The 22,543-nt window shown below is 65.5% G+C and carries 21 protein-coding genes; 9 read left to right on the top strand and 12 right to left on the bottom strand.

Annotated elements, in window-relative coordinates:
- Window positions 1–8 precede the first annotated feature (8 nt).
- A complete protein-coding gene (locus tag RIN43_RS04210) occupies window positions 9–515 on the top strand; it encodes a hypothetical protein (protein WP_309127627.1) in 507 nt (168 codons plus the stop codon).
- Window positions 512–1,498, top strand: coding sequence for a cation transporter (locus RIN43_RS04205; RefSeq protein WP_309127626.1), 987 nt, complete (start codon window positions 512–514; stop codon window positions 1,496–1,498). Before RIN43_RS04210 ends, RIN43_RS04205 begins: the two co-directional genes overlap by 4 nt.
- A gap of 22 nt (window positions 1,499–1,520) precedes the next feature.
- On the opposite strand, the gene RIN43_RS04200 is transcribed toward RIN43_RS04205, so the two are convergent.
- The 8 genes from RIN43_RS04200 to RIN43_RS04165 all read right to left on the bottom strand — a co-directional run bounded on the left by RIN43_RS04200 (window position 1,521) and on the right by RIN43_RS04165 (window position 10,013).
- Entirely contained in the window at window positions 1,521–2,993 is a 1,473-nt protein-coding gene (locus RIN43_RS04200; RefSeq protein ID WP_309127625.1) for a cation acetate symporter, read from the bottom strand.
- Window positions 2,990–3,397 (bottom strand): heavy metal transporter, encoded by a 408-nt coding sequence (locus RIN43_RS04195; protein WP_309127624.1) that lies wholly within the window; start codon window positions 3,395–3,397, stop codon window positions 2,990–2,992. Before RIN43_RS04195 ends, RIN43_RS04200 begins: the two co-directional genes overlap by 4 nt.
- Window positions 3,394–4,122, bottom strand: a complete 729-nt coding sequence (locus RIN43_RS04190; RefSeq protein WP_309127623.1) for a LytTR family DNA-binding domain-containing protein — start codon at window positions 4,120–4,122, stop codon at window positions 3,394–3,396. The genes RIN43_RS04195 and RIN43_RS04190 overlap by 4 nt, the downstream gene beginning before the upstream one ends.
- A complete protein-coding gene (locus RIN43_RS04185) occupies window positions 4,119–5,306 on the bottom strand; it encodes a histidine kinase (RefSeq protein WP_309127622.1) in 1,188 nt (395 codons plus the stop codon). Before RIN43_RS04185 ends, RIN43_RS04190 begins: the two co-directional genes overlap by 4 nt.
- A gap of 32 nt (window positions 5,307–5,338) precedes the next feature.
- Window positions 5,339–5,575, bottom strand: coding sequence for a YbdD/YjiX family protein (locus tag RIN43_RS04180; RefSeq protein ID WP_309127621.1), 237 nt, complete (start codon window positions 5,573–5,575; stop codon window positions 5,339–5,341).
- Window positions 5,575–7,848 carry a carbon starvation CstA family protein gene (locus tag RIN43_RS04175; RefSeq protein WP_309127620.1) on the bottom strand — a complete coding sequence of 758 codons (2,274 nt, stop codon included), beginning with the start codon at window positions 7,846–7,848 and terminating at the stop codon, window positions 5,575–5,577. The genes RIN43_RS04180 and RIN43_RS04175 overlap by 1 nt, the downstream gene beginning before the upstream one ends.
- Window positions 7,849–8,089: 241 nt before the next feature.
- On the bottom strand, window positions 8,090–9,484 hold the full coding sequence (locus RIN43_RS04170) for an aminotransferase class V-fold PLP-dependent enzyme (protein WP_309127619.1): 1,395 nt from the start codon (window positions 9,482–9,484) through the stop codon (window positions 8,090–8,092).
- 13 nt (window positions 9,485–9,497) lie between these two features.
- A complete protein-coding gene (locus RIN43_RS04165; protein ID WP_309127618.1) occupies window positions 9,498–10,013 on the bottom strand; it encodes a Rid family detoxifying hydrolase in 516 nt (171 codons plus the stop codon).
- A gap of 296 nt (window positions 10,014–10,309) precedes the next feature.
- On the opposite strand from RIN43_RS04165, the gene RIN43_RS04160 reads away from it, so the two are divergent.
- Window positions 10,310–10,771: a DUF4383 domain-containing protein gene (locus tag RIN43_RS04160; RefSeq protein ID WP_309127617.1), complete on the top strand. Its 462-nt coding sequence runs from the start codon at window positions 10,310–10,312 to the stop codon at window positions 10,769–10,771.
- A 280-nt stretch (window positions 10,772–11,051) separates the two neighbouring features.
- On the opposite strand, the gene RIN43_RS04155 is transcribed toward RIN43_RS04160, so the two are convergent.
- The 4 genes from RIN43_RS04155 to RIN43_RS04140 form a co-directional block, all read right to left on the bottom strand.
- Window positions 11,052–11,957, bottom strand: a complete 906-nt coding sequence (locus RIN43_RS04155) for a GIY-YIG nuclease family protein (protein ID WP_309127616.1) — start codon at window positions 11,955–11,957, stop codon at window positions 11,052–11,054.
- 23 nt (window positions 11,958–11,980) lie between these two features.
- Window positions 11,981–14,599 (bottom strand): DEAD/DEAH box helicase family protein, encoded by a 2,619-nt coding sequence (locus RIN43_RS04150; RefSeq protein ID WP_309127615.1) that lies wholly within the window; start codon window positions 14,597–14,599, stop codon window positions 11,981–11,983.
- Entirely contained in the window at window positions 14,599–16,668 is a 2,070-nt protein-coding gene (locus RIN43_RS04145) for a site-specific DNA-methyltransferase (RefSeq protein ID WP_309127614.1), read from the bottom strand. The genes RIN43_RS04150 and RIN43_RS04145 overlap by 1 nt, the downstream gene beginning before the upstream one ends.
- Before the next feature lie 210 nt (window positions 16,669–16,878).
- The gene (locus RIN43_RS04140; protein WP_309127613.1) at window positions 16,879–17,427 is read right to left on the bottom strand and encodes a hypothetical protein; all 549 of its coding nucleotides are present in this window, start codon (window positions 17,425–17,427) and stop codon (window positions 16,879–16,881) included.
- Window positions 17,428–17,580: 153 nt separating this feature from the next.
- On the opposite strand from RIN43_RS04140, the gene RIN43_RS04135 reads away from it, so the two are divergent.
- The 6 genes from RIN43_RS04135 to RIN43_RS04110 are packed head-to-tail and all read left to right on the top strand — an operon-like array spanning window position 17,581 to window position 22,489.
- Window positions 17,581–17,979, top strand: a complete 399-nt coding sequence (locus tag RIN43_RS04135; protein ID WP_309127612.1) for a plasmid replication, integration and excision activator — start codon at window positions 17,581–17,583, stop codon at window positions 17,977–17,979.
- Window positions 17,979–19,385, top strand: coding sequence for an FtsK/SpoIIIE domain-containing protein (locus RIN43_RS04130; RefSeq protein ID WP_309127611.1), 1,407 nt, complete (start codon window positions 17,979–17,981; stop codon window positions 19,383–19,385). The genes RIN43_RS04135 and RIN43_RS04130 overlap by 1 nt, the downstream gene beginning before the upstream one ends.
- Window positions 19,382–19,795 (top strand): hypothetical protein, encoded by a 414-nt coding sequence (locus tag RIN43_RS04125; protein ID WP_309127610.1) that lies wholly within the window; start codon window positions 19,382–19,384, stop codon window positions 19,793–19,795. The genes RIN43_RS04130 and RIN43_RS04125 overlap by 4 nt, the downstream gene beginning before the upstream one ends.
- On the top strand, window positions 19,782–21,143 hold the full coding sequence (locus RIN43_RS04120) for a replication initiator (RefSeq protein WP_309127609.1): 1,362 nt from the start codon (window positions 19,782–19,784) through the stop codon (window positions 21,141–21,143). The genes RIN43_RS04125 and RIN43_RS04120 overlap by 14 nt, the downstream gene beginning before the upstream one ends.
- Window positions 21,136–21,375, top strand: coding sequence for a hypothetical protein (locus RIN43_RS04115; protein ID WP_309127608.1), 240 nt, complete (start codon window positions 21,136–21,138; stop codon window positions 21,373–21,375). Before RIN43_RS04120 ends, RIN43_RS04115 begins: the two co-directional genes overlap by 8 nt.
- Window positions 21,362–22,489, top strand: a complete 1,128-nt coding sequence (locus RIN43_RS04110) for a site-specific integrase (RefSeq protein WP_309127607.1) — start codon at window positions 21,362–21,364, stop codon at window positions 22,487–22,489. Before RIN43_RS04115 ends, RIN43_RS04110 begins: the two co-directional genes overlap by 14 nt.
- Window positions 22,490–22,543 lie beyond the last annotated feature (54 nt).

Below are 22,543 nucleotides of genomic sequence, written 5' to 3'. Positions count from 1 at the left end.
ATGCTGTCATGAAGACCCCGAGGACGAGCCCCTTCACGGTCCGCCCTTCCCGCCGCCTCATCTCCGCCGCCGCGCTCGTGTCGCTCGCGGGTGCGCTGGCCGGCTGCGGACTGACCGTGCCCTCCGACCCCGACGGCACGCTCGACACCGTCACGGGCGGTGAGCTGCGCATCGGTGCGAGCCCCGACCCCGGACTCGTCGATGTGACCGGCCCCGATCCGAGTGGCCCGCTGCCCGACCTCGCCACAGAGTTCGGCGACATGCTCGACGCCGAAGCGGTGTGGACGGTCGGCAGCGAGGAGGCGCTTGTCGGCATGCTGGAAGCAGGTGAGCTCGACCTGGTGATCGGCGGCATCACCGATCAGACGCCATGGATCGAGAACGCCGGCACCACTCGCGGATACTCCGGAATCCCCGGCGCTGACGGCCGCAGCCTGGTGCTGCTGGTGCCGCCGGGCGAGAACGCCTTCCTCTCGGAGCTCGAACGGTTCCTCGACGAGGAGGTCGGGTCGTGAGCGTCGTCCATCAGTTCGGGCGCACGGACCTGCCCCGCACCCAGCACAGGGCCCTGCGCAGCGCCGCACGCTGGGAGGTCTTCACCATCTGCTACACGGCCGTGACCATCACGGTCGTCGCGTTCGTCGTCGGCAACTCGCAGGCCATGCGCACAGCGTGGATCGAGGACATGCTCTCGCTGCTGCCGCAGTTCGCCTTTCTCATCGCCCTCATCTTCGTTCGCCGTTCCCCGACCAAGCGGCACCCGTACGGCATGCACCGCGCCATGGGAGTCGGCCACCTGGTCGCAGGAGTGGCGCTGCTCGCCGTCGGTGCGAACCTGGCGGTCGAGGCGGTGTCAGGCCTCATCGCGGGCGATCATCCGACGATCGGCACGGTGCAGATCTTCGGGCACACCATCTGGCTGGGCTGGCTGATGGTGTCGGTGATGGCCGTGATCGTGATCGGTCCGGTGTTCATCTACGGCCCTGCCAAATCGAAGATCGCTCCCGTGCTGCACAACAAGCTGCTCTACGCCGACGCCGACATGGCCAAGGCCGACTGGCAGACCAACGCCGCCTCGATCGTCGGCGTGCTCGGCATCGGTCTCGGGGTGTGGTGGCTCGACGGCGTGGCGGCGCTGTTCATCTCGCTCGGCATCATCTGGGACGGCTTCCGCAACACGAAGGGCGCCGTGCTCGACCTCATGGATCAGCGTGCGAAGACCTACGACGACAAGGCGCCGCACCCCCTCGCCCAGGAAGTGCTCGAGCTGACGCGCTCCCGGCCCTGGGTGCAGGACGCCGGAGTGCGGATGCGGGATCAGGGACAGGTTTTCCACATCGAGGCGTTCGTCATCCCCCGCAGGGCGAAGGTGGCTGTCTCCGAGCTCAACGAGCTCTCCCGGGCGATCACGGCGCTGGACTGGAAGGTGCAGGACATCGTCGTCGCCCCGGTGAGCAGGCTGCCGGAAGAGGTCGACACCGGCGAGGCCGACGGATGAGGGGTCGCCTCCGCGCCCGCGGTCAGCTCGCGTCGCCGTGGCGCTCCGGGAGATGCAACCGCGTCAGGTAGCGGTCGGCGCGGATCGGGGCTCCGCGCTTGTCGAGCCGCGAGACGACCACGACCACGGCGATCACCAGCGGGATCGCCCAGGCGGCGGGCTGCACGAGAAGGGGCGCCACGGTCGCGGCGTCGGCGCCGAGCATGGCCGAGGCACTGATCGACGCGCCGACTGTGAGCCCGCCTACGAGCATCCCGGCCATCGACCCCCGTGCTGTCAGTCCGCGCCACCACACGCCGAGCAGGATGACGGGTGTGAGGCTGGTCGCTGCGACGAGGAACACCGTCCCGACGCTGGAGACCAGTGCTTCAGGACCGGTGAGCAGCGCAACGCACAGCGGCGCGACGACGCACAGCACCGCCGAGAGGCGGAAGGAGCGCACGGAGCCGTCGAAGACGTCCTGGCTGATCACACCGGCGAGTGAGACGACCAGACCCGAGGAGGTGGCGAGGAAGGCCGCGAACGCGCCCGCCACGACGATCGCGGTGACCACCGCACCGATGGGTTCAGGCAGCACCCGCATCGGTAGCGCCAGTACGACGGTGTCGGCGAGTCCCGCCCTGGCCATATCGGGCGCCGCCACGCGTGCGATCAGTCCCAGCGTGCCTGCCACCGCATAGAAGAGACCGATCATCGCGACGACCAGCACCGTCGTGCGGCGGGCCGACCCGCCGTCGGGACTCGTGTAGAAGCGAACGAGCACATGTGGCAACCCGATCGTGCCGAGCAGCAGGGCGAGCATCAGCGAGGCTGTCGAGTAGGGATCGGTGGCGGCCGGACCGAGTTCGAAGGGGAACGCCTCCAGCGGCGCCAGCGTCGGCTCACGATCGGACAGCACCATCAGCGTCAGGACGGCGGGTATCGTCAGGGCACTGAGCTTCAGCCAGTACTGCATGGCCTGCACGACCGTGATCGCGCGCATGCCTCCGGCGGCGACGATGCCCGAGACGACGGCGGCGACGACCACCGCGCCGACCCACGGCGGCAGATTCGCCACGACCTGCAGTGTGAGGGAGGCTCCGTGCAGCTGCGGAACGATGTACAGCCAGCCGATCACGATGACCAGCAGGCTCGTGACCCGGCGCACGGCGCGCGACTCGAGACGCGCCTCGATGAAGTCGGGGATCGTGTATGCCCCGCTGCGGCGCAGGGGCGCCGCGACGAACAGCAGCAGAAGCAGATAGCCGGCCGCGTACCCGATCGGGAACCAGAAGCCGTCGGCGCCGACGAGCAGCACCAAGCCCGCGAGGCCGAGAAAAGTTCCGGCCGAGAGGTACTCGCCGCTGATGGCGGAGGCGTTCCACACGGGCCGCACGCTTCGAGACGCGACGAAGAAGTCGCCGGTGGTGCGGCTCAGCCGGACCCCCATGCCTCCCAGCACGACGGTGGCGATGAGCACGATCGTCACCGCCGCGAGGCCGAGCGCGACGTTCATCGCATCGTCCTGTCGTTCTCGTCCTCGGCGAGCGCACGGAACCGCCGCTCGTTGCGGGCCGCGCTGCGGGCGAACACCACCGAGAACACCAGGATGATCGGGTAGTAGGCGTACGCCTGCAGAAGCCACGACAGTGGCACACCGAAGACAGCGGGATCGGTGGTGTTCGCGATGATCATGATCGCGGCGGTGAGCACCAGCGACATCAGCACGAAGCCGATCAGACAGGCGCCTGCCAGCCGCAGCTGGGCGCGCATCAGGTCGTTGAGGAAGACCGTGTCGGCCTCACGCACGGGCGCCCCGGGCAGCGCGATGCCCAGCGTGCGCGCGGCGTCCGCCGCCGGGCTGGAGGGTTCGAACGACACCCGCACCCGGCGAGCCCTCTCGTCGCCTGGACGACTCACCGGCGGTCCGTCTTGACGAGCCGGCTGCGCACAGCGGGGATGAGCCGGCGGCTCACCGGCAGCTCGATCTCGGGCAGTCCTACGACCGGAGGCGAAGCGGAAAGGCGCACCTCGGTCACCGCGTCGGCGTGCACGAGGTACGAGCGGTGGATGCGCACGAATCCCGCCGCCGCCCACCGCTCTTCAAGCTCTGAGATCGGGATGCGGATCAGGTGGCTGTCGCCCGAGCCCGTCCACAGCCGCGAATAGTCGCCCTCAGCCTTCACCCACCGCACATCGTCACGGCGCACCAGCCTCACCGACTGCCCGACCGGCACGGGTACGGTCTCCGTATCGGCTGCGGCTCCCGGCTCGCTCGCCTGCCGGGCTACCACCACGCGGTCGATCGCCCTGCGCAGGCGCTCCGGACGCACGGGCTTGAGCACGTAGTCGAGGGCATGCACGTCGAACGCCTCGACAGCGCCGGCCTCATCCGCCGTGACGAAGACAACCTCGGGCCGGATCGCGAAGCGGTCGAGGGCGCGTGCGAGGTCGAATCCTCCGATGCCAGGCATGTGGATATCGAGGAACACGGCGTCGACGGCCTCTACCGAGAGCATCCGCAGTGCGTCCGCGCCGCTGGGCGCTGCGTGGATCGCACCGATCCTGGGGTCCGACTGCAGGAACGCGACCAGTTCGGCCAGCGCTGGCGGCTCGTCATCGGCGACGAGCACATCGACGATCATGGGGCATCCGTCTCGTACATCGGCTGCGACTTGGGAATGCGCATTCGCACCATGGTACCCGCGCCGATATTCGTCTCGATGACCAGACCGCCCTCCGCCCCGTAGAGGCGTCGAAGGCGTGTGTCGACGTTGCGCAGCCCCACGTGCGATGCGTCGGCTGAGCCGATGAGAGCCTGCTGCACCAGCTCGGGGTCCATGCCGGCGCCGTCGTCCTCCACCGAGATCTCGGTGTGGGTGGCCTCGTCCTCTGCCGCGATGACGATGCGACCGCCCGAGGCCATCGGCTCTAGGCCGTGTCGGACGGCGTTCTCGACCAGGGGCTGCACCGAGAGGAACGGGATGACCGTCGACAGCGTCTCGGGTGCGATGCGCAGCCGCACGTCGAGCCGGTCTCCGAAGCGGGCGCGTTCGAGCTCGAGATAGTTGCGGATGCTGCCCAGTTCCTGCGCGAGCGTGGTGAACTCGCCCTTCTGCCGGAAGGAGTACCGCGTGAAGTCGGCGAAGTCGAGCACGAGCGTGCGTGCCCGCTCGGGGTCGGTCGTGATGAACGAGGCGATCGCCGCGAGCGAGTTGTAGATGAAGTGCGGGCTGATCTGGGCACGCAGCGCACGCAGCTCGGCCTCGGCCAGGCTCGCGCGTGACGCCTCCAGCTCGGTCAGCGCGATCTGGTCGGCGCACCACTCGGCGACCTCGCCGGTCGCGCGCACGAGTGGGCTGCGTACCGAATCGGCGAAGGCGATGAGCACTCCCTGGATCACTCCGTCGACGATCATGGGCGCCCCGACCGCCTCGTGGGAGGAGTCGTCGCGAGCACGGCGGCGTAGGAACACCTGGCGCCGCCCAGCCTCGCGCACGCGTGCGGCGATGCGCTCGGCCGAGGTGTCCAGCCCGTCGATGGAGCCGTCCGAGGCCACGGCTCCATCTGCGGTGACGAACGCGACCGCCTGCACCCCGAGCAGGTTGCGCAGGTGCCGTGCAGCGCGCACGAGGTCAGGACCCTGTTCCGAGCGCAGCTCGGCCGCGGCGAGACCGGCGAGGTGAAGGGTGCGGCTGGTGGCGCGCTCGGCCTCGCCCCCGAGTGCTCGAGAGCCCCGGCCAAGCCGCAGCGCAGCCAGCAGCACCAGGGTCAGCAGCACACCGGCGACGACCCCGAGAGCACCTGCGACAAGGGCCTGGTCGGTCATACCGCCCAGCCTAGGGTCGCCTCACGTCGGGCTCAGCAGCACCGCGCACCGGGGTTGCGGTCCTGCTCCGCCATGCGGTCGCACCAGAACTGCCGCTCGGTCGGGATGGGGGCGTCCGGATGCTGCGACCGCACGTGCGCGACGTACACGTCGTACGCGCGGTCGCCCATCAGCGTCGTGACGTACCAGCGGATCTTCGCGGCGGCGCTCCGCACCCGCCGCCATGCGGCAGCGGGTGCGGAGCGAGCATTCAGCTCTGAGACGGTCATCAGTGCCCCGACTGCTTACGGGGCACGCCGTGCTCTGCGTCGTGCGCCTCCCACTGCGCCTCGACCTCGCGCTCGGCGCGGCTCGCGATGAACCCGGCCGGCGCGAACCTGCGCGACGGCACGGGAGCATCTTCACCGTCGTCGGTGGCACCTGCGCGGATCGAGCGGATCGCCGAGCCGACGGCGATGACGATGACGACGATCGTCAGCACGACGAAGACGATCGACAGGGTGCCCTGCACGGCGGTGTTGCGGATCACCGCCTCGACCACCTCTGGTGCACCGAGGCTGCCGTCTGCCGCCGCCTGCGCCGCACGGTACTTGGCGTTATTGGCCCAGTACCCGATGCTCGGTTCTGGCGAGAAGATCTTGTACATCGAGGCCGTGATCGTGACGACGGCGGCGAAGGCGAGCGGAACTCCGATGATCCACAGCCACTTGACGTAGCTCGGGCCCCGCTTGGCCACGATGGCGAACACGACGGCCAGCGCGATGGCGGCCAGGAGCTGGTTGGCGATGCCGAACAGCGGGAAGAACGTGTTGATGCCGCCGAGCGGGTCCGTCACGCCGAGGATCAGGATGTAGCCCCAGCCGGCGACCATGATCGCGGTGCAGATCCACACGCCGGGGCGCCAGCTGATGTCACGGAACTTCGGCACCCACGCGCCGATGGAGTCCTGCAGCATGAAGCGGGCGACGCGGGTGCCCGCGTCGACGGCCGTGAGGATGAACAGAGCCTCGAACATGATCGCGAAGTGGTACCAGAAGCCCATCATCGCGACGCCGCCGCCGATCTGCTGCATGATATGCGCGAGGCCCAGCGCCAGGGTCGGCGCACCACCCGTGCGGGAGATGATGCTCTCCTCCCCCACCTGCTGCGCAGTCGTGGTGAGCAGCTCCGGAGTGATGTTCACCCCGGTGAGGCCCAGCGAGTTGACGAACGCCACCGCCGCCTCGGGCGTTCCGCCGGTGAGAGCGGCGGGAGCGTTCATGGCGAAGTAGATGCCCTGGTCGATCGAGATCGCGGCGACCAGCGCCATGATCGCGACGAACGACTCCATCAGCATCCCGCCGTATCCGATGAAGCGGGTCTGGCGCTCCTTCTCAACCAGCTTCGGCGTGGTGCCGGAGGAGATCAGCGCATGGAAGCCCGACAGGGCGCCGCATGCGATGGTCACGAACAAGAACGGGAACAGCGGCCCGGAGAACACCGGTCCCAGGCCGGTGAAGGCGAACTCCGTGAACGCCGGCACCTCGATCTCGGGGCGCACCAGCACGATCGCGCCGGCGAGCATCACGATCACGCCGATCTTCATGAAGGTCGACAGGTAGTCGCGCGGCGCGAGCAGCAGCCAGACCGGGAGCACCGCGGCGATGAAGCCGTAGATGATGATGCCCCACGCGATGACCGATCGGTCGAGGTGGAAGACGGCCTGGCCCCACTCCGTGTTCGCGACCGCCCCGCCGCCGACGATCGCGGCGATGAGCAGCACGAAGCCGATCAGCGAGACCTCTGTGATCTTGCCAGGACGCAGGAACCGAAGGTAGAGGCCCATGAAGATCGCGATGGGCAGCGTCATCGAGACGCTGAAGACACCCCAGGGGCTCTCCCCGAGCGCGTTGACGACGACGAGCGCGAGGATCGCGATGATGATGATCATGATGAGCAGCGAGGCGATGATCGCCGCGGTGCCTCCGACCTTGCCCAGCACGTCGCGTGCCATCTGGCCGATCGAGCGGCCGCCGCGACGCATGGAGAAGAACAGCACGGTGTAGTCCTGCACAGCTCCGGCGAGAACGACGCCGACGATGATCCAGATCGTGCCGGGGAGGAAGCCCATCTGCGCCGCGAGCACCGGGCCCACGAGCGGGCCCGCGCCCGCGATCGCCGCGAAGTGATGCCCGTACAGCACCCGGCGGTCGGTGGGCACGTAGTCCTTGCCGTCCTCGCGGAGCTCGGCAGGCGTCGCTCGACGATCGTCGGGCCGCGTGATGTAGCGCTCGATGACCTTGGAGTAGAAGCGGTAGCCGATCAGGTAGGTGCAGACCGCGGCGAACACGAACCAGATCGCGTTGACGGTCTCGCCCCGTACGATCGCGAGCATCGTCCAGGCCACGGCACCGAGCAGCGCGATCGCCGCCCAGATGACGATTTTGGGCAGGGTCCAGCGGGACTCGCGCTTGAGGTCGGCTTCGGGAACGGCGACGGGCGGCAGGGAGGGATCCTGCATCAGTGCGCCGTCGCCCCTTCGGGTTTCAGGGGTTGCTGTCATGGTCTTCTCCTTTACGCGGCGTTGCGTGCGTGCGGGGCCGCGCGATGGTGGGCTGCGGGCGCACAGGGCTCGGGACATCGTGCGCGGATAGGCGCTGGGCAAGGCTATGAGCGTTCGGCACGTGGCTTCGGGCTGTCTCACGGCACGGCCGGTCGGTGCGACGAGCGGTGCGAGGTGCGCGACGAACGGGGGCTCTGGCATGGACGACCGCCGGCGCCGTCGCACCGGCGGTCGCTTCGGTTCAGGCCATGAGCTTCGAGAGCTTCCACGCCGCATCGACGAACCGCTCGACGTCCGTGCGCTGGTGGAAGAGGTGGGTCGACACCCGGATCGGGCTGTGCGCGGCGGCATCGCCGATCACCCGGAGCGACGTGTTGCGGACCTCGATGCCGTACTCGTCGAGCAGCCGCGACACGAAGGCCGACGACTTCTCGGCGTTCTTCACGTCTCCCGGCGACTGGAACGGGTTGAACGACGTCAGTGCGCACGTCAGGCGGTCATCCGACTTCGCCGAGTACAGCGACGCGACACCCCAGCGTTCGGCGACGAGCTCCTTGCAGAGGTCGGCCAACCCGACGATGTGGTCCTGGATGCGCTGCCGACCGATCTCGTCCCAGATCTCACCCGCCTTCTTCACCCCCGCGTTCAGCGCCTTGGCGCCGTTGCCGACGGTCTGCGTGTAGCGCCCGATGTCCTGCGACTCGTTGCGCGCCCTGAGATCGACCGACTCGTCGCGCGGATACCCGGACGACACCATCGGCCAGAACTCCGGAAGCGGAGTGGCGTTGGAGGCCGATACACGGTTGCGGATGTACAGGATGCCGGTGCCGCCTGGCGCGCACTGCCACTTCGCCGCCGACCCGGCGAGGAAGTCGACCCCCAGATCTCGGAAGTCGTAGGCCATCATCCCTGGGATGTGCGCCCCGTCGACGACCGTGGTGATCCCGTGGTCCTGGGCGAGCTTCGCGATGAGCTTGATCGGAAGCATCGTGCCCGTGAGGTAGGTGGGCGCCGAGAACATGATGACCTTGGTACGGGCGGTGATCCCCGCACGGAACAGCTCGACATAGTCCTCGGCCGTCTGATCGTCGCCGACCGGCAACTCGACCCTCTTGATGATCACGCCGTAGCGATCTCGGACCAGCGCCAGCGGTGTGTCGCCGCCCGAATGCTCGTGATTGGTCGTCAGGATCTCGTCCCCTTCGCGGAGGTTGAGACCGAGCAGCACCTTGGCCATGCCGTCGGAGGTGTTGTGCGTGATCGCGATCTCGTCGGTGTCGACGCCATGCGCCTTCGCGATCACCTCACGCACGTCGTCGAACGCGCTGTACGCCGCTTCCGCATCGCGCGCCACCTGGCGGTGGACGGCATCCACGACATCGAGCACCTGACGCGGGGGCGATCCGACCGTTCCGACGTTCATGAAGAGAACCCGCTTGTCGAGCGTGAACATCCGCTCGACCTTCGACCAGTACGCCGCATCGTTCGCCGCGGGAACGACGGCGGGCGTCGCGGATGCGGCGGCCGGGGACGCGATGCCGAGCGCACCCAACCCCAGGGCGCCGGCCCCGGCGCCGAAGAGCTGGAGGGCGGAGCGGCGGGAGACTCCTATGACCTGCGTGTTGTCCATGTTCATCTCTCTCATCTCCTCATCGCACCGCGATGGCGCTGATCTCGACCTTGGCGCCCAGCGGCAGCTCCGCGACCTCCACGGTCGCCCGCGCCGGCGCGGCATCGGTGCCGAAGTACTCGGCGTACACCTTGTTGAACTCCGCGAAGTCGTCCATGTCGGCCAGATACACGGTGGCGCTCACGACGTCATCGAGGGCGAGCTTGGCCTCTCGCAGCACCGCCTCGACGTTCTGGACCGACAACGCGGTCTGCTCCGCGATCGTGTGACCGTGGTCGATCTTGCCGACCTCCGCATCGATGGGCAGCTGCCCGGATACGTACACGGTGCTGCCCGCGGCGATGCCCTGCGAATAGGGGCCGATCGCGGCCGGGGCGTCCGGGCTCTCCAGCACCTTCTTGCCGGAGTGCCCGGAGTCGGGGGCAGCCGCGGGGGCGGGCGTTCCGATCAGAGTCGCGGCCGCCAGGCCGGTGATCACGGCTGCGCCTGCGGCCGAGAGGATCGTCGCTCGAGGTCGTGAAGCGAAGTGAAACAAGAGGATCTCCTTCGATTGCGGTTCGTACGCGGCAGTGCGTACTGCAACGCGACAGTGCGTTGCCGGTCACGCTAGAGCGCCGCGGCCCGGCCGCACAGGTCACCACCTCACACGGCCCGTTCATGCGATGAGCGGCGCGTTCTGCGCGATGAGCGGCGCGGGATGCGGTGAACGCGTGCCGAAGCGGTGCGCGAGGCCGCTCTTCTTCCGATGTGCAAGCGCCTTGCGCCCTGACCGGGCGAGGTCTAGCGTTGCGCGCACCTCTACCAGGGGGTCCAGCACAGAGGAGGAAGGTCATGACCACTCATTCACGAGCGGGAGGCTTCGCAGAGACGGCCGTGCAGAAGACAGCACTGGTCGTCGGCATCGTCTTCCTGCTGGTCGGCATTCTCGGGTTCATACCCGGGATCACGACGAACTACGAGCAGCTGCAGTTCGCCAGTCACGGGTCGGGTGCGCTCCTGATGGGCGTCTTCCAGGTGTCGATCCTGCACAACATCGTGCACCTGCTCTTCGGCGTCCTCGGGGTGACTCTGGCGCGCAGCTTCAACGGCGCGCGCAACTATCTCATCTGGGGTGGTGTCGTCTACCTCGCGCTGTGGCTGTACGGCCTGCTCGTTCCGCATGACTCGATGGCCAACTTCGTGCCCGTCAATCACGCCGACAACTGGCTGCACCTCGTGCTCGGAGTCGGCATGCTCGCGTTGGGGATCATCCTTGGCAGGCGGAACGACACCCGGGCGGCGGTCGCAGACTGATCAGCACGCGCACACCGAGATGAGCGGGCGGATGCCGTCGGCATCCGCCGCCGTCCGCGCTGGAACGACGAAACCCCCGGCGAACCGAGGGTTTTCATTCTGTAGCGGAGGCGGGACTCGAACCCGCGACCTCACGATTATGAGTTAGATGTAACGGGTCAGCGAGCGCTCGTTGGTCGCCGTTCGCCGCGCGGTTCCGGGATATTGTGCTCGTTAGTCATGGCTGGTCGAGGGTGGTTTCAGCCGGACCACCGGCACAAGACCGGCACGCTTACTCGCGCTACTCCGCAATCCCCCGGCTTTGCCACTCGCCAAAGTTCATTCCAGTAGACGCGTCTATCCACGAAATGCGTCCATTCGCAGATCGCCCAGCAACGACCGCAGCTGCCGCAGAAGGCGATGAGAACACTACGTCCTGAGTGAAGCGCGCGAGCCCGTTTTCCTCTCGGCGTAGCGTGTCGTCGCTGAGAAGCGCAGCGTGTTGCTGCTGGTAGCCGGGGTGGCGATGCGTTCCTACCCAATCAGCGCGAGCGACCGATCCCTCAAGCACAGTGAACTCAGCGTCGATTTCCTGAGCCAGAGCTGCGATGCCGTACCGCGGAACTTCAAATCGAAACGTCGGCGAGGCGCGTTCCATTGCGTGCCCGGCTGCGGAAGGATTATCGGGAGCCATTTGTCCCCGGGTCGGCCGAAACTCGGTGATTCCGAGCACGGGAAGCACAATCTGAACCTGGCTGAGGTAGTACTCCATATCGGAGACGTCGGCCTCGGGGAGGTGGATGGGAGCCGGCGCCGTTCCGTTCATAAGCGTCGCCCGCTTCGCTGACGTCGCTGCGTTTATGAGTCGGGCCTCAAGATAGCGAGCGTGTGCCTTGGTCACGTTCGCGTCTTTCGACGTGAGAATCACAACCCGATCCCAAAAGTCCTTCCCGCCTGCTTCTTCGGCTCGTGAATGCTGACGGAGACGCACTGCTATGTCGTCTCCCTCGCCAACGTACACTGCTTTGCCGGATGGCGATTGTGATTCTGGATCGTCGCCAAGAAGGACGTAAACGCCGGTCCTGCGAACCTCTTCACGGGCGAGCAGATCCGCGATGTCGGACCTGGGCGCCGCCACGACGTGCCCCGTCCAGTTCATGATCTCAGCTGTCAGGAGACCTCCCGGCGTTCCGTCCACCAGGTACACGCGGATCTGTTTACCGCTTACCATCATTCCTCCGGTGACGCCGGTTCGCTTGGTGCAACCACATACGTCTTGCCCAGGGTGCGGAATAGGTCGACGGCTTCCGCATCCTGTCGGTGGACCGCTTCTCGGACCTTAGGATCAAGCAAGTCGAGTCGGCGCATCTGCCCCTGGTCATTAATGACCGACCAGATTCGTGTGTAGTGCTCGCCGCTAGCTTCAGCGTAGTCAGCCAAGCCCCGGAGTTTAGGCACTGTGTCGCCGAAAGTGAGATGTGGATCGACGATAGCGGCCCTAAGCGCTTCACCGCTTCGCACAAAGAAGATGAAGTCAGGGTGCATCGGCTTCCATCCGCCCCCGATGCGATAGGGGACAGTTAGAGCCAACTGGCCCTGCTTAGGGTTGCGGTACCAGGCAACTACGTTGTCGCGAGCGAGTTCTGTCCGGAGCACGTCTTCCTCCCAGGAAGTCACTGGCGCTGGGAACAGAAAATCGGCGTTCGAGATGATGTGCTTGCGCCAAGACGGAATCTTCTTGCGCTTCACCGTCGAGGTCCCGCTGGGATCCATTGTCACCGTGACCCGCGCCGTCGGAACCGGCTTAAACCGCGTCGGGAACTGGCCCAAGGGTGCAACGACCGGCTCGCGAGCGCCCTCACGTAGGCGCTCAAACTCGGCAATCGCCTGCGGAGAGGCCGCGTCGTGCATCTGAGCGTCATACGTCTCGAAGAGCGAGTTGGTGTACTTCTCCGCGAACTCGATGTACTCGGCCATCCACTCGGCGTCTTGAGCTATGGCGGCTATGACAGCCTTAGCTCTTCTCAAGTTGGCGATGCCAGCGTCCGCGACGACCGAGGCGAGTTCCTTGGTCGCATACAGAACGGCGTCGCGTCCATCGCTGCCGCCGAATGATGCCATCGCGGCCCTGTACGCGTCGTCGACAGTCTTGTTGTCGGCTACGACAGACGAGGTAGTTGTCACTCCCGCGTCGGCGCGATCTAGCATCCTGACGGTAAAGACCGCCAGATCTGCGCGCTCGACATCGTCTGCGACAGCATCGACCGATGCTCGGTTCGCGATGTAGTGATCGATGACCCGTTTGGCCAGCGCCTTCCAGGCATCAGTGACTGGAGAAGCGGTGATCTCGTGCTTCGCCAGTGCTGCCACTGTCTTCACTAGGCGGGACATCGGGTTGCCTACCCGTTCCGACACGGTGCGACGCGGAAGTGAGCGCAGAATCTCGACCGCTTCGGTGGTTGGAACGGTCGGAGAAGGATTCCAGCCGACCTCGGTCGTTTCGATGCTGACATCGACCCCTCCAATACCACCCCCAGTGGGGTCCGAGATAGAGTCAACAACTTTCTCGACAGTCTTCTGGTTGAAGCGCGGAAGGAAGCAGGTCACGGAGTTGAGCTGGTCATCATCCTCGACCCGGCTCGCGAGAGGAGTGCGAACCATCCGCCCAATGAGCTGGGCGATTACTGTCTCCTCGCTGCTACCGCGGTACGAGAATAGAACCTCGGCGCGCGGGCAGTCCCAACCCGTAGTCACTCCGGTCTTCGCAAACAACACCTGGCACGTCGTGTCGTCTTGAACATCCTGAGGGTCGATGTGGGTGATGATCCTGTCTCCCACGACCCAGTTCCGGGATCCGTCAAGCGCCATTACATGTCGCATCGCGCCAGCTGTGAGCTCTGGCCATTCTTCAAGGATCGTGCCAACGGCCTCGGCCGACTCGGCCGCTGACGGGGTGTTGCCCATCTGCACTAGAAGCAGCGGCTTTACGACTTTCTCGTCAGGGTTTCGATCGGCAAACTCGCGCCACCAGCCTTCCATCTGACGCACGGTTCTAACCGCTTCTCTCAACAGCTGCGTCGTGGAGATCTTCTTCTCGTTGGGGAGCTTGACTACGATCTGGTCCTTGAGCAGCCCCGACGCCCGCACTTCGGAGGCGGTCACCGAGAGCGCTTCCTTCGAGAGCCGGGGAAGCAGCTCCCCGACCTTCTTGTCGAAACGATCAGGCGTAGCCGTGATACCAAGAACGATCGGCATCGGAGGTCGGCCCGTCGAGGGATCTCCTTGAAGCAGCTGCTGAAGGTAGGTACTCGTACCGGGCGAATCGCTGTCCCGCGATTCGCCCATGCCTTCGTGCGCTTCGTCGACGATGAACAACACGTTGGCGTTCGGGTCACTCAGCGTGTTTGAGATCATCTCCCACAAGGTGTGTGCACGCACACCCTCGCGTCTCCGCATTAGGTTCGAGGCGAACTTTTGATGATTCAAGTAGTAGATCGAGCCACCCGACAGTTGTGGCTCGTCGAAAGAGTTGTCGATGTCGACATGTTTTGCGAGGTCGATAAGATCCGCTGCAGCCTCGATCTTGCGCCTCGACTGCCGATTAAGGGTGGGGGACGACGAAAACCAGATCACGATGGTGTTAGGGTCGGCCGCAGCGATGCTGTCTCCCCGTAGCAGGCGCTCGATGATCGAGGCAGCTATAACCGTCTTACCCGAGCCGGTCGGAGCGCTAAGGGTGATCACGAGGGGCCGCGCGTTCGGCCTATGCGCATCAGCAAAGCCCTCCCGGATGAGGCTCGTGGCCTCATCTGAGACTCGAGACTGGTACGTGGTTAGTTCAAACTGCATCAGACGGCCCCGCTGGTATTGATCGCAAAAGTTGTGAGGTAGCTCTCATACAGACGAGTACAGGGGACAGAGCCGGGCAGTTGAGACCGCAGGCTTGCGAAGAATGAATCGTCTTCAGTTACGGCGAACGCGTGTCGGATCTCCGGCCTTTTAGCCACTTCTGCAACAAAGCGGGCGACCGCATCTGGGGAAAAGAGCACGCCGTAGGAGTCCGCGAACATGAAAGGCTCATCACCGGGTTGGCCGATCCGACTGCCCGTTGAACCGGCTTTGAGCCAAAGCAGAGGGTCAACCGATGCATAAGCGTCACCAAACGCAACTTGATCGGCCGATTCATAGGTCAACTCGAAGAATTCGACCGACTGATCGATTCCCTGGTGCTTACTAGGCCTTCCATCCGGCCGTACCCCGGAAACAACCGACTCGATACGGGGACGAGTCACTGCACGAAAGACTCCTAGAGCTTCGTACTCCTCGTCACCTGGATACTTACCCCGCTCGCGCATCGCTTCGTCGTTCACAGCATTCAGCTCGTTATTTGTCACCAGAATACTTTGTCGCGACCCGCCATCTGCAGCATTGAGTTGCATTACGGCGTGCGTGGTGGTGCCGGAGCCACCGAAGAAGTCGAGAATTACTGCGTCCCGTGAATTATTCGCCCACTGAATTAGTTGCCTGATCAGACGCAACGGCTTTTTTCCGTTGTTGAACGCAACATTGCCTTCCGACGTTACATGTCCCATGTCGGAATGAAATCCTCGCCAGAGGTCACCCCTAATCACTGTGCGCCCGAATCGGGGAACATAATCATCTGACACGCGATAATTGCGGTCCAGCGTGTAAATCTGCCACAGCTTACCGCTGGAGGACCTGGTGATCATGTACTCCCGCTCAGGGGTAGCGTGGGTCACCCATCTACCAACCTCCACGTCCACAGTCTTCGCGGATGATGGTGCCGTATCGGTCCTGCCAATCCGGGCCAAGTTGCGAGTGATGAACTCCTTCGCCGGCTTAGAACCCGCAATCAATAGATCCATCCCCCGGGCGCCCACGAACTGCCCCTTCTTGGGCCCGGCGCTGTGTGTTAGCAGCAGACGTTCAATGTCTTCTCGGATTTCTGGCTGCGAATCTAGATGCGAGTAGAGGCTCTCAGTAGTGCCATCGTCATTTATCCAGAGCGGGTAGTTAGTGTCCCACTTATCGATCCCGTCGTAGAGCGGAGTGTGTCGCACGTGAGTGTCAAAGGCAGCTGATCGACGGTAGATGAGGACGTACTCAACGTTCTTAACAATAGTGCCCTGCTGCGCATTGGTCGTCTTCGGTCCCGAGGTCGTCGACATCTCAACGGCGAGTTGTGCTACATGGTTCTCAGTCTGGAACACCTTGTCCATCAGCATTCGCAAACGGTGTTGCTCGCCGTCACCGATGGACACCATTATCGCTCCGGTGGGTTTCAACAACTCGCGCGCGAGGCGGAGGCGCCTCTCCATGAACGACAACCAGAGGGAAGGGCGATATCCGGAAGTGTCGTCGACATACTTGTCGTTGTACTTCCACTTGTTCTCCGCCTTGTTGCCGGTGTTATAGGGCGGATCGATGTAGATGAGATCTACAGACGCTGCGTGCGTATAGCGAAGCGTCTGAAGAGCGTGGAAATTCTCACCTTGAATCACGACGTGGCTGGGGGTCCCGATCGACGGTGACCCGGCTGATCCCAGGGAGCGCATCCCGGGGTAGATAGGATCCCCGAATTCAGCGATTGGAACGACGTCTTTCAGTTTCGCGGTGAGCCGGGACCCGGATTTCGCGATCAACTGAACGGTTCGGGCGCCTATCGAGGTCACCCGATAAATCTCTGGAAATCGCTCCACGTCGGTTTGCAAGACGACCTTATCTTGCACAGCCACGCGACGTCGAGGTAGTCGCACAATTTCGGGACTATGCGTTGCAAAGTGAATGCCGAACTCAACGGCCGTGGTGCGCTTCTCAAGCTCCTTCTCAAGGGCATCCGCCAGACTGCTGTCGAGCGACGCAACACGTGCGAGAAGATGCTCAAGTTGCGTTGCCATAGCAGGCGGTTCCTTTCGAAGGGTACGGGACGGCATACCGCAGCGTCGTGACTGGCTCAGTGTGCGCTTGAGTTCGGGCACGGAGGGGTGTGGCGATCGCGAGGAGCGCCCGGACCGCAGCGAAGCGAGGACCGGACGCACCGCAGCGGGCGTCGCGCCCCTTTGTGCGGCGACGGCCGAAGGCCGGCCTTGAATGAGTAAAGAAACTTCTCACAGTTCGTCGGTCTCTCGAAGGATCGCTCGGCTCGTTGCGCGGGACTTCTCGTCCGCGGGCAGCCAACGATGAAACTTCGGGTCAGCCTCAGCTTCGGCGATCGCCCTATCGAGCGGGTCCGAGATGCCGCGAAGATCGTCGAATCCCAGTGCGCGGATCCCCGCCTGGATCGCTGTAAGGTCAGGCTTCGGTGCCAGGAGCGCCTCGATTGCAGCGATGGTTTTCGGCGTGTAGCGCTTTGCGAATGACTGTGTGATCGCTCCCTGCATCGCCGCCAGTTCACCGATCGGAGGCTTCGGTTGGTGGAACTTGTGAGTGTATGCATTGAACACGCTGCGGTAGTCGCGCGTCGCCCGGTCAGCTACTTCGGAAGCCGCAGACATCTGCAGGAACGCCTCGTCGTGGTTCTGAGGCGCCGCTCCCCCGATCTTGGCCGTGTCCATCGCCTCGACCGCCTCAGCCGCGCGCTCTTGAAGTCGCTGCAGGACACCGCGCACAGGCTCAGGAACGACGCCCCATACCGGGAGCATCGGCTGTTCGCTCATGGTTCGCCGTCCATGCCATCAGCTTAGTTGCCGTGCGCATCACTTCTCGACTGAGAGTAAGGATCAGCGGCTGAGAAAAAGGTTGACATTGAAGGTGGCTCGCGTCAGTCTTAGTGCGTGAGAAAAAACCTCACTAACTGAGAGGAACTAGTCATGGCACTACAGTCAGGAATCCCGGTCAGCTTCGAGGCCTACTTCCCCCGCGGGGCGTTCATGGTCGGCGAGGTCGAGGCGGTCGTGAAGTGGTCGGACGACGGCCAGCGTCAGGGGCAGGATCTGGACAAGAACTCGGGCCACCCGTTGTGGCAGGTGCGCGTCATCGACGCGGATCCCGAGGCACGGAAGGGCCAGAACGAGGTCACCGTCAAGATCGCGAGCATCTCGGAACCGGCGGCACCGCCGGAGGCTAACGGGCTGCCGTTCCGCCCGGTCTTCTTCGACGGCCTCACTGTCACTCCGTACGTCAAGGAGACCGGTGGCCGTCCACGCGTCGCGTTCTCACTCCGCGCGCGCGACATGAAGCCGGCGGGCAAGCCGCGCGGAGGCGAATGATGACCTGGTCGTGGCGCCTCGAGCGCGAGTACTGGGCCGACGAATGGCCGCGGCTGCTTCGTCGAGGATGGTGGCTGCTCGTGCTGCTCTTCGTCCTAGCCTGCTTCAGCGCCGTGCCGTACGTCGGCGAGCTGATCAACTGGCTGACCATCGGAGCGCTCGTGCTGCTGGCCGTGCGCCGAGTAGCTGCGGCCCGTCGGTTCGACACGCTGCCGCTTCGGCGGTGGCAGAGACGTGTTGGCACCTGGGCGCTGGCTTCCTGGCCCGCGCTTGCCCGCAACCTTCGCCTCGAGGTGAAGGACCTCGCGGGCAACCCGATCATCGCCGGCGTCGGACGTCCGTCCTGGGAGGGGCATACCTGCGTGCTGCCGGTGTCGCTCCCTCCCGGACTGGCTCGTGAGGACCTCGTCGCAGCGACCCCTCGGATCGCTCAGGCGTTCAACGCCGTGCGCGTGACCGTCGTCGGCCATCAACTCGGCGCGCTCGCGCTCCGCGTCGAGTACGTCGATTCACTGGCGCAGCCATTCAGCTTGCCTATCGGCATCCCCTGGGACGGCGCGACCGTGCTGATGGGCATCGCCGACGGCGGCGCGGAGTGGCGACTGCCACTCGGTCCGCACACCCTCGTCGCAGGCTCCTCCGGCAGCGGCAAAGCATCCCTCGTGTGGGGGCTCCTGCTGGGTCTCTCTCAGCCGATCCATTCGGGTCTGGTCGAGGTATGGGGTATCGATCGCAAGGGTGGCATGGAGCTGGCGATGGGGCGCGATCTGCTCACGCGGTTCGCAAACGACGCGCCGCATTCCGTGCAGCTGCTTGAGGAGGCTGTCACGGCGATGCAGGAGCGCGCGCAAAGCCTCGCTGGCCTCACCCGGCAGCACCGCGCAAGTGTCGATAGTCCGACCGTGATTGTACTCATCGACGAGCTGGCCGCGCTCACCGCGTACGAGACGAATCGCGAGCTTCTGCGGCGCGCGAACGCGGCGATCGCCACTCTCGCGTCGCAAGGACGGGCTGTCGGCTTCATCGTGTTCGCGTGCCTGCAGGACCCCCGCAAGGAGACGCTGCCCGCCCGAGGCCTTTTCACACAGACGGTCGGGCTGCGCCTGCGGGACCGGATCGAGACGTCGATGGTACTCGGAGACGGCGCGGTCGCGGCTGGCGCCGCGTGTCACGAGATCTCGTCGTCGATGCCGGGCACGGCCTACGTCCTACCAGAAGACGGCTCGGCACCCCAGCGCGTGCGCGCTGCCTTCGCATCCGACGAGCAGATCCGGGAGGCCGCGCTCGCCTACTCCGCCCCCCGTCCGCGCCGGGTCGTTCTGCCGGTCGGGGCGGACGAGGAGCCCAAGCCTCGGAGGCCGCGCGGTCGCCGAGCCAAGACAAACGACACTCAGGAGGAATCATGATCAGCGTCTCGAAGCTGGCGGCCACCGCCATCGCGGTCGTAGGAGGAGCAGCACTCCTCATCGGAGGCGCGGCCGTCGGCCACGCGGTCGCCCTGCACGAGCAGCGGGCCACCGAGGTCACTGCCGCCGAGCCTGCCCCGTGCAACCTGCGGATCACGTGGGATCGCGGCTCGCAGGAGTACCTCGCGGTGTACGAAGACTCAACCTGGGTCTCGAAGACTGGGGACTACGGCCGCACCGCAAACCTCTCGTGCACCGACGACGAGATCCTCGCTTGGCAACATCAGCGCCGCGAGAACAACCTCGACCCCGAGGTGTGCCGGCCGGTTCTGCGCGCCGAGGTTACCGGCATCGTCCGCTCGATCGGCTGCGCCGTTCCGACCCTGGTGGCGACCGATGAGCCTCGGTGAGTCCGTCGTAGCCCGGCTGCGGAGCCCGGAGTTCGATCAGTGGATGGCAGGTGCGGCACGGACGGGGTTCTGCTCCAAGCCCGTGCGGCTGTCTGGCTCGTCGACCGCGCTCAACCCTGACACGGGCGAGGTGATCCGAGAGTTCAGCGGCTCGGGTCAGCCGGACGGCCTGACCTACACGCGCTGCGGCAACCGCCGGTCTCGGCGCTGCCAGTCGTGCAGCCACGAGTACAAGGGCGACACCTGGCACATGATCATGGCCGGCGCAGCCGGCGGGATGAAGGGCGTGCCGGAGACGGTCAGTGAACACCCGATGGTGTTTGTGACGCTCACAGCCCCCTCGTTCGGTTCGGTGCACTCGATGTCTCGATCGCGTCTGCGCGGGGTATGCGCCCATGGACGGCCGCGCGGGTGCACCTGCGCGCACGAGTCCGACGACGCCGAGCTCGGCGACCCGGTCTGCAGCGACTGCTACGACTACGTCGGGCAGGTCGTCTGGCAGTTCCACGCGCCCGAGCTGTGGCGACGCTTCACGATCCAGCTGCGCCGGAGTCTCGCACGAGAGCTCGGAGTGACGCAGCGGGAGGCGGCGCAGATTGTGCGTGTGCAGTTCGCGAAGGTCGCGGAGTTCCAGCGGCGCGGTGCGGTGCACTTCCACGCGATCATCCGCCTCGACGGCGTGATCGAATCCGAGCAGTTTCCGCCGACGCCCGCCGGAGTGACCGAGACACATCTCGCGAACGCCGTGCGCGCTGCCGCGCGAGGCGTCTCGTTCGAAGCACCGCTCGTCGACCGCGAGCAGACCACGCGGATCCTTCGCTGGGGCGCCCAGCTCGACGTGCAGCCGATCGTGCGGCGAGAAGGTCTCGACGGTGCGCTGTCCGACCGCGCCGTCGCCGCATACATCGCGAAGTACGCGACCAAAGCCACCGAAGATCTCAACGACGCCGGCGGGCATCGGATCCACATCCACCGGATCAAGGCGACGGCGGAGCTGATCGGAAGCGATGCGGGCGCGGACGGACCGTATGCCCTGCTGACGAAGTGGGCGCACATGCTCGGGTTCCGCGGGCACTTCTCCTCGAAATCGCGCCGCTACTCCGTGACACTCGGCTCGCTGCGCGGCGCCCGACGACGCTGGCGACTCGAACGGGTTATCGAGCGCGCCCGGGCTGAGGGGCACGACCTTGACGAGGTGCTCGTCATCGGGTCGTGGAGCTTCGCGGGCATGGGCTGGCGCACCGATGGAGACCGGGCGCTGGCGGCAGAGGCGGCAAGAGCCGTCCGGGAATGGCGGGACGCGCGTCGTGTGCGTTTCGAAGCAACGGAAGGAGAAGAGGATGCGTGATGGTGTGGAGTTCGTCGGTGAACGAGCTGATTTCGCCGCCACGGACGTCGACGAGTATCTGACCCGACGGGAGGTGGCGGCCAGGTGCCGCGTGCCGCTGTCGACGTTCGACTCGCTGCGCAGGCAGGCTCGGGTGCCGTTCCCCGACGCACAGATGGGCAAGCACATGCTCTGGAAGGCCTCGACGATCGAAGCCTTCCTCGACTCGGGAGGCACCCGTGGCCTCCGGTAGCGCAAGAATCGATCCCAAGACACGAAAGGTGCTGCCCGAGGGCATCCGCTACCGCGCGGATCGCAACAAGTATCAGGTGCGGGTCTGGGCGACCGGACTCAACGGCCAAGATCGCGAACGTAGCTTCCTTGTCGACACGCTCAGCGAGGCGAAGAAGCTCCGAAGCGAGGCGCGGCTCACCGCCCGTCCTGAGGGCGGGATGACACTCAATGCGTGGCACGCGCGACACTGGTCGATCCTGATCGGCGGAGTACGGCCAGCGACTGAGGCCGCGTACGAGCGTGGCTGGCGCCTTCGGGTTCAGCCGTGGCTTGGGCATCGAAAGCTCGAGACGATCGGTGTCGCTGACGTCGACGACGCGATCGCAGGTTGGAGCGGTTCCGCGTCGACCCGCAACGATGCTCTCGCTGTCCTCAGTCGGCTGCTTGAGGGAGCTGCGCGCGCCGGGATCATTGCGGCGAATCCCGTGCGGCTGGCTCGACGCCCGCGGCAGGAGGGCGCTGGCGAAGTTCGGTCACGCGCGCTCACTGCGGCCGAAGTGAAAGTCATGCTCAATTTCGTTCCCGAGGGGCCGCACCGCGATTACCTCGCGGCGCTCGTTTACACGGGCATGCGAGCAGGTGAGGCAAGCGCGCTTCGTGTCAGTGACGTCGACCTCGATCACGGCGTCATCCACGTTCGACGCAGCTTCTCCCCTGCTGGCGGCGGGAAGGTTCGAGAGCAAACGCCGAAGAGCCACAAGGAGCGCTCGGTCCCGCTGCCGTCGTCTCTGCGGTCCGTAATCATCCGTCGGATCGCGGGCCTGGGACGGAATGACCTCGTATTTACGGGGCCGAACGGCGGGCGCCTCAACACCTCGAACGTGCGCCGTGCCGTCGACTGGGAAGGCCTACGGACGCAGCTGGATCGCCCTGATTTCCGTATTCATGACCTGCGTCACACGCTCGCGACGCTGCTTTTCGACGCCGGCGCGGCCGCGAACGATGTGCAAGCGATCCTCGGCCACTCATCGATGCAGGTGACCGAGCGCTACAGCCGAGCTCGTTCGGATGCCGCGCTGCGAGCCAACGGCGCGCTCGATCGGCTTCTCGACTTCCCAGCCCACCGGGACTGACGAAAGGAAACAGCACGATGTCTAGGACGTACCGCTACACGAATCTCACGCGGG

The organism is Microbacterium sp. (assembly GCF_031178445.1).
Taxonomy (GTDB): domain Bacteria; phylum Actinomycetota; class Actinomycetes; order Actinomycetales; family Microbacteriaceae; genus Microbacterium.
The sequence above is the reverse complement of the archived record's forward strand: the minus strand, read 5'-3'. Positions and strand labels throughout refer to the sequence as shown.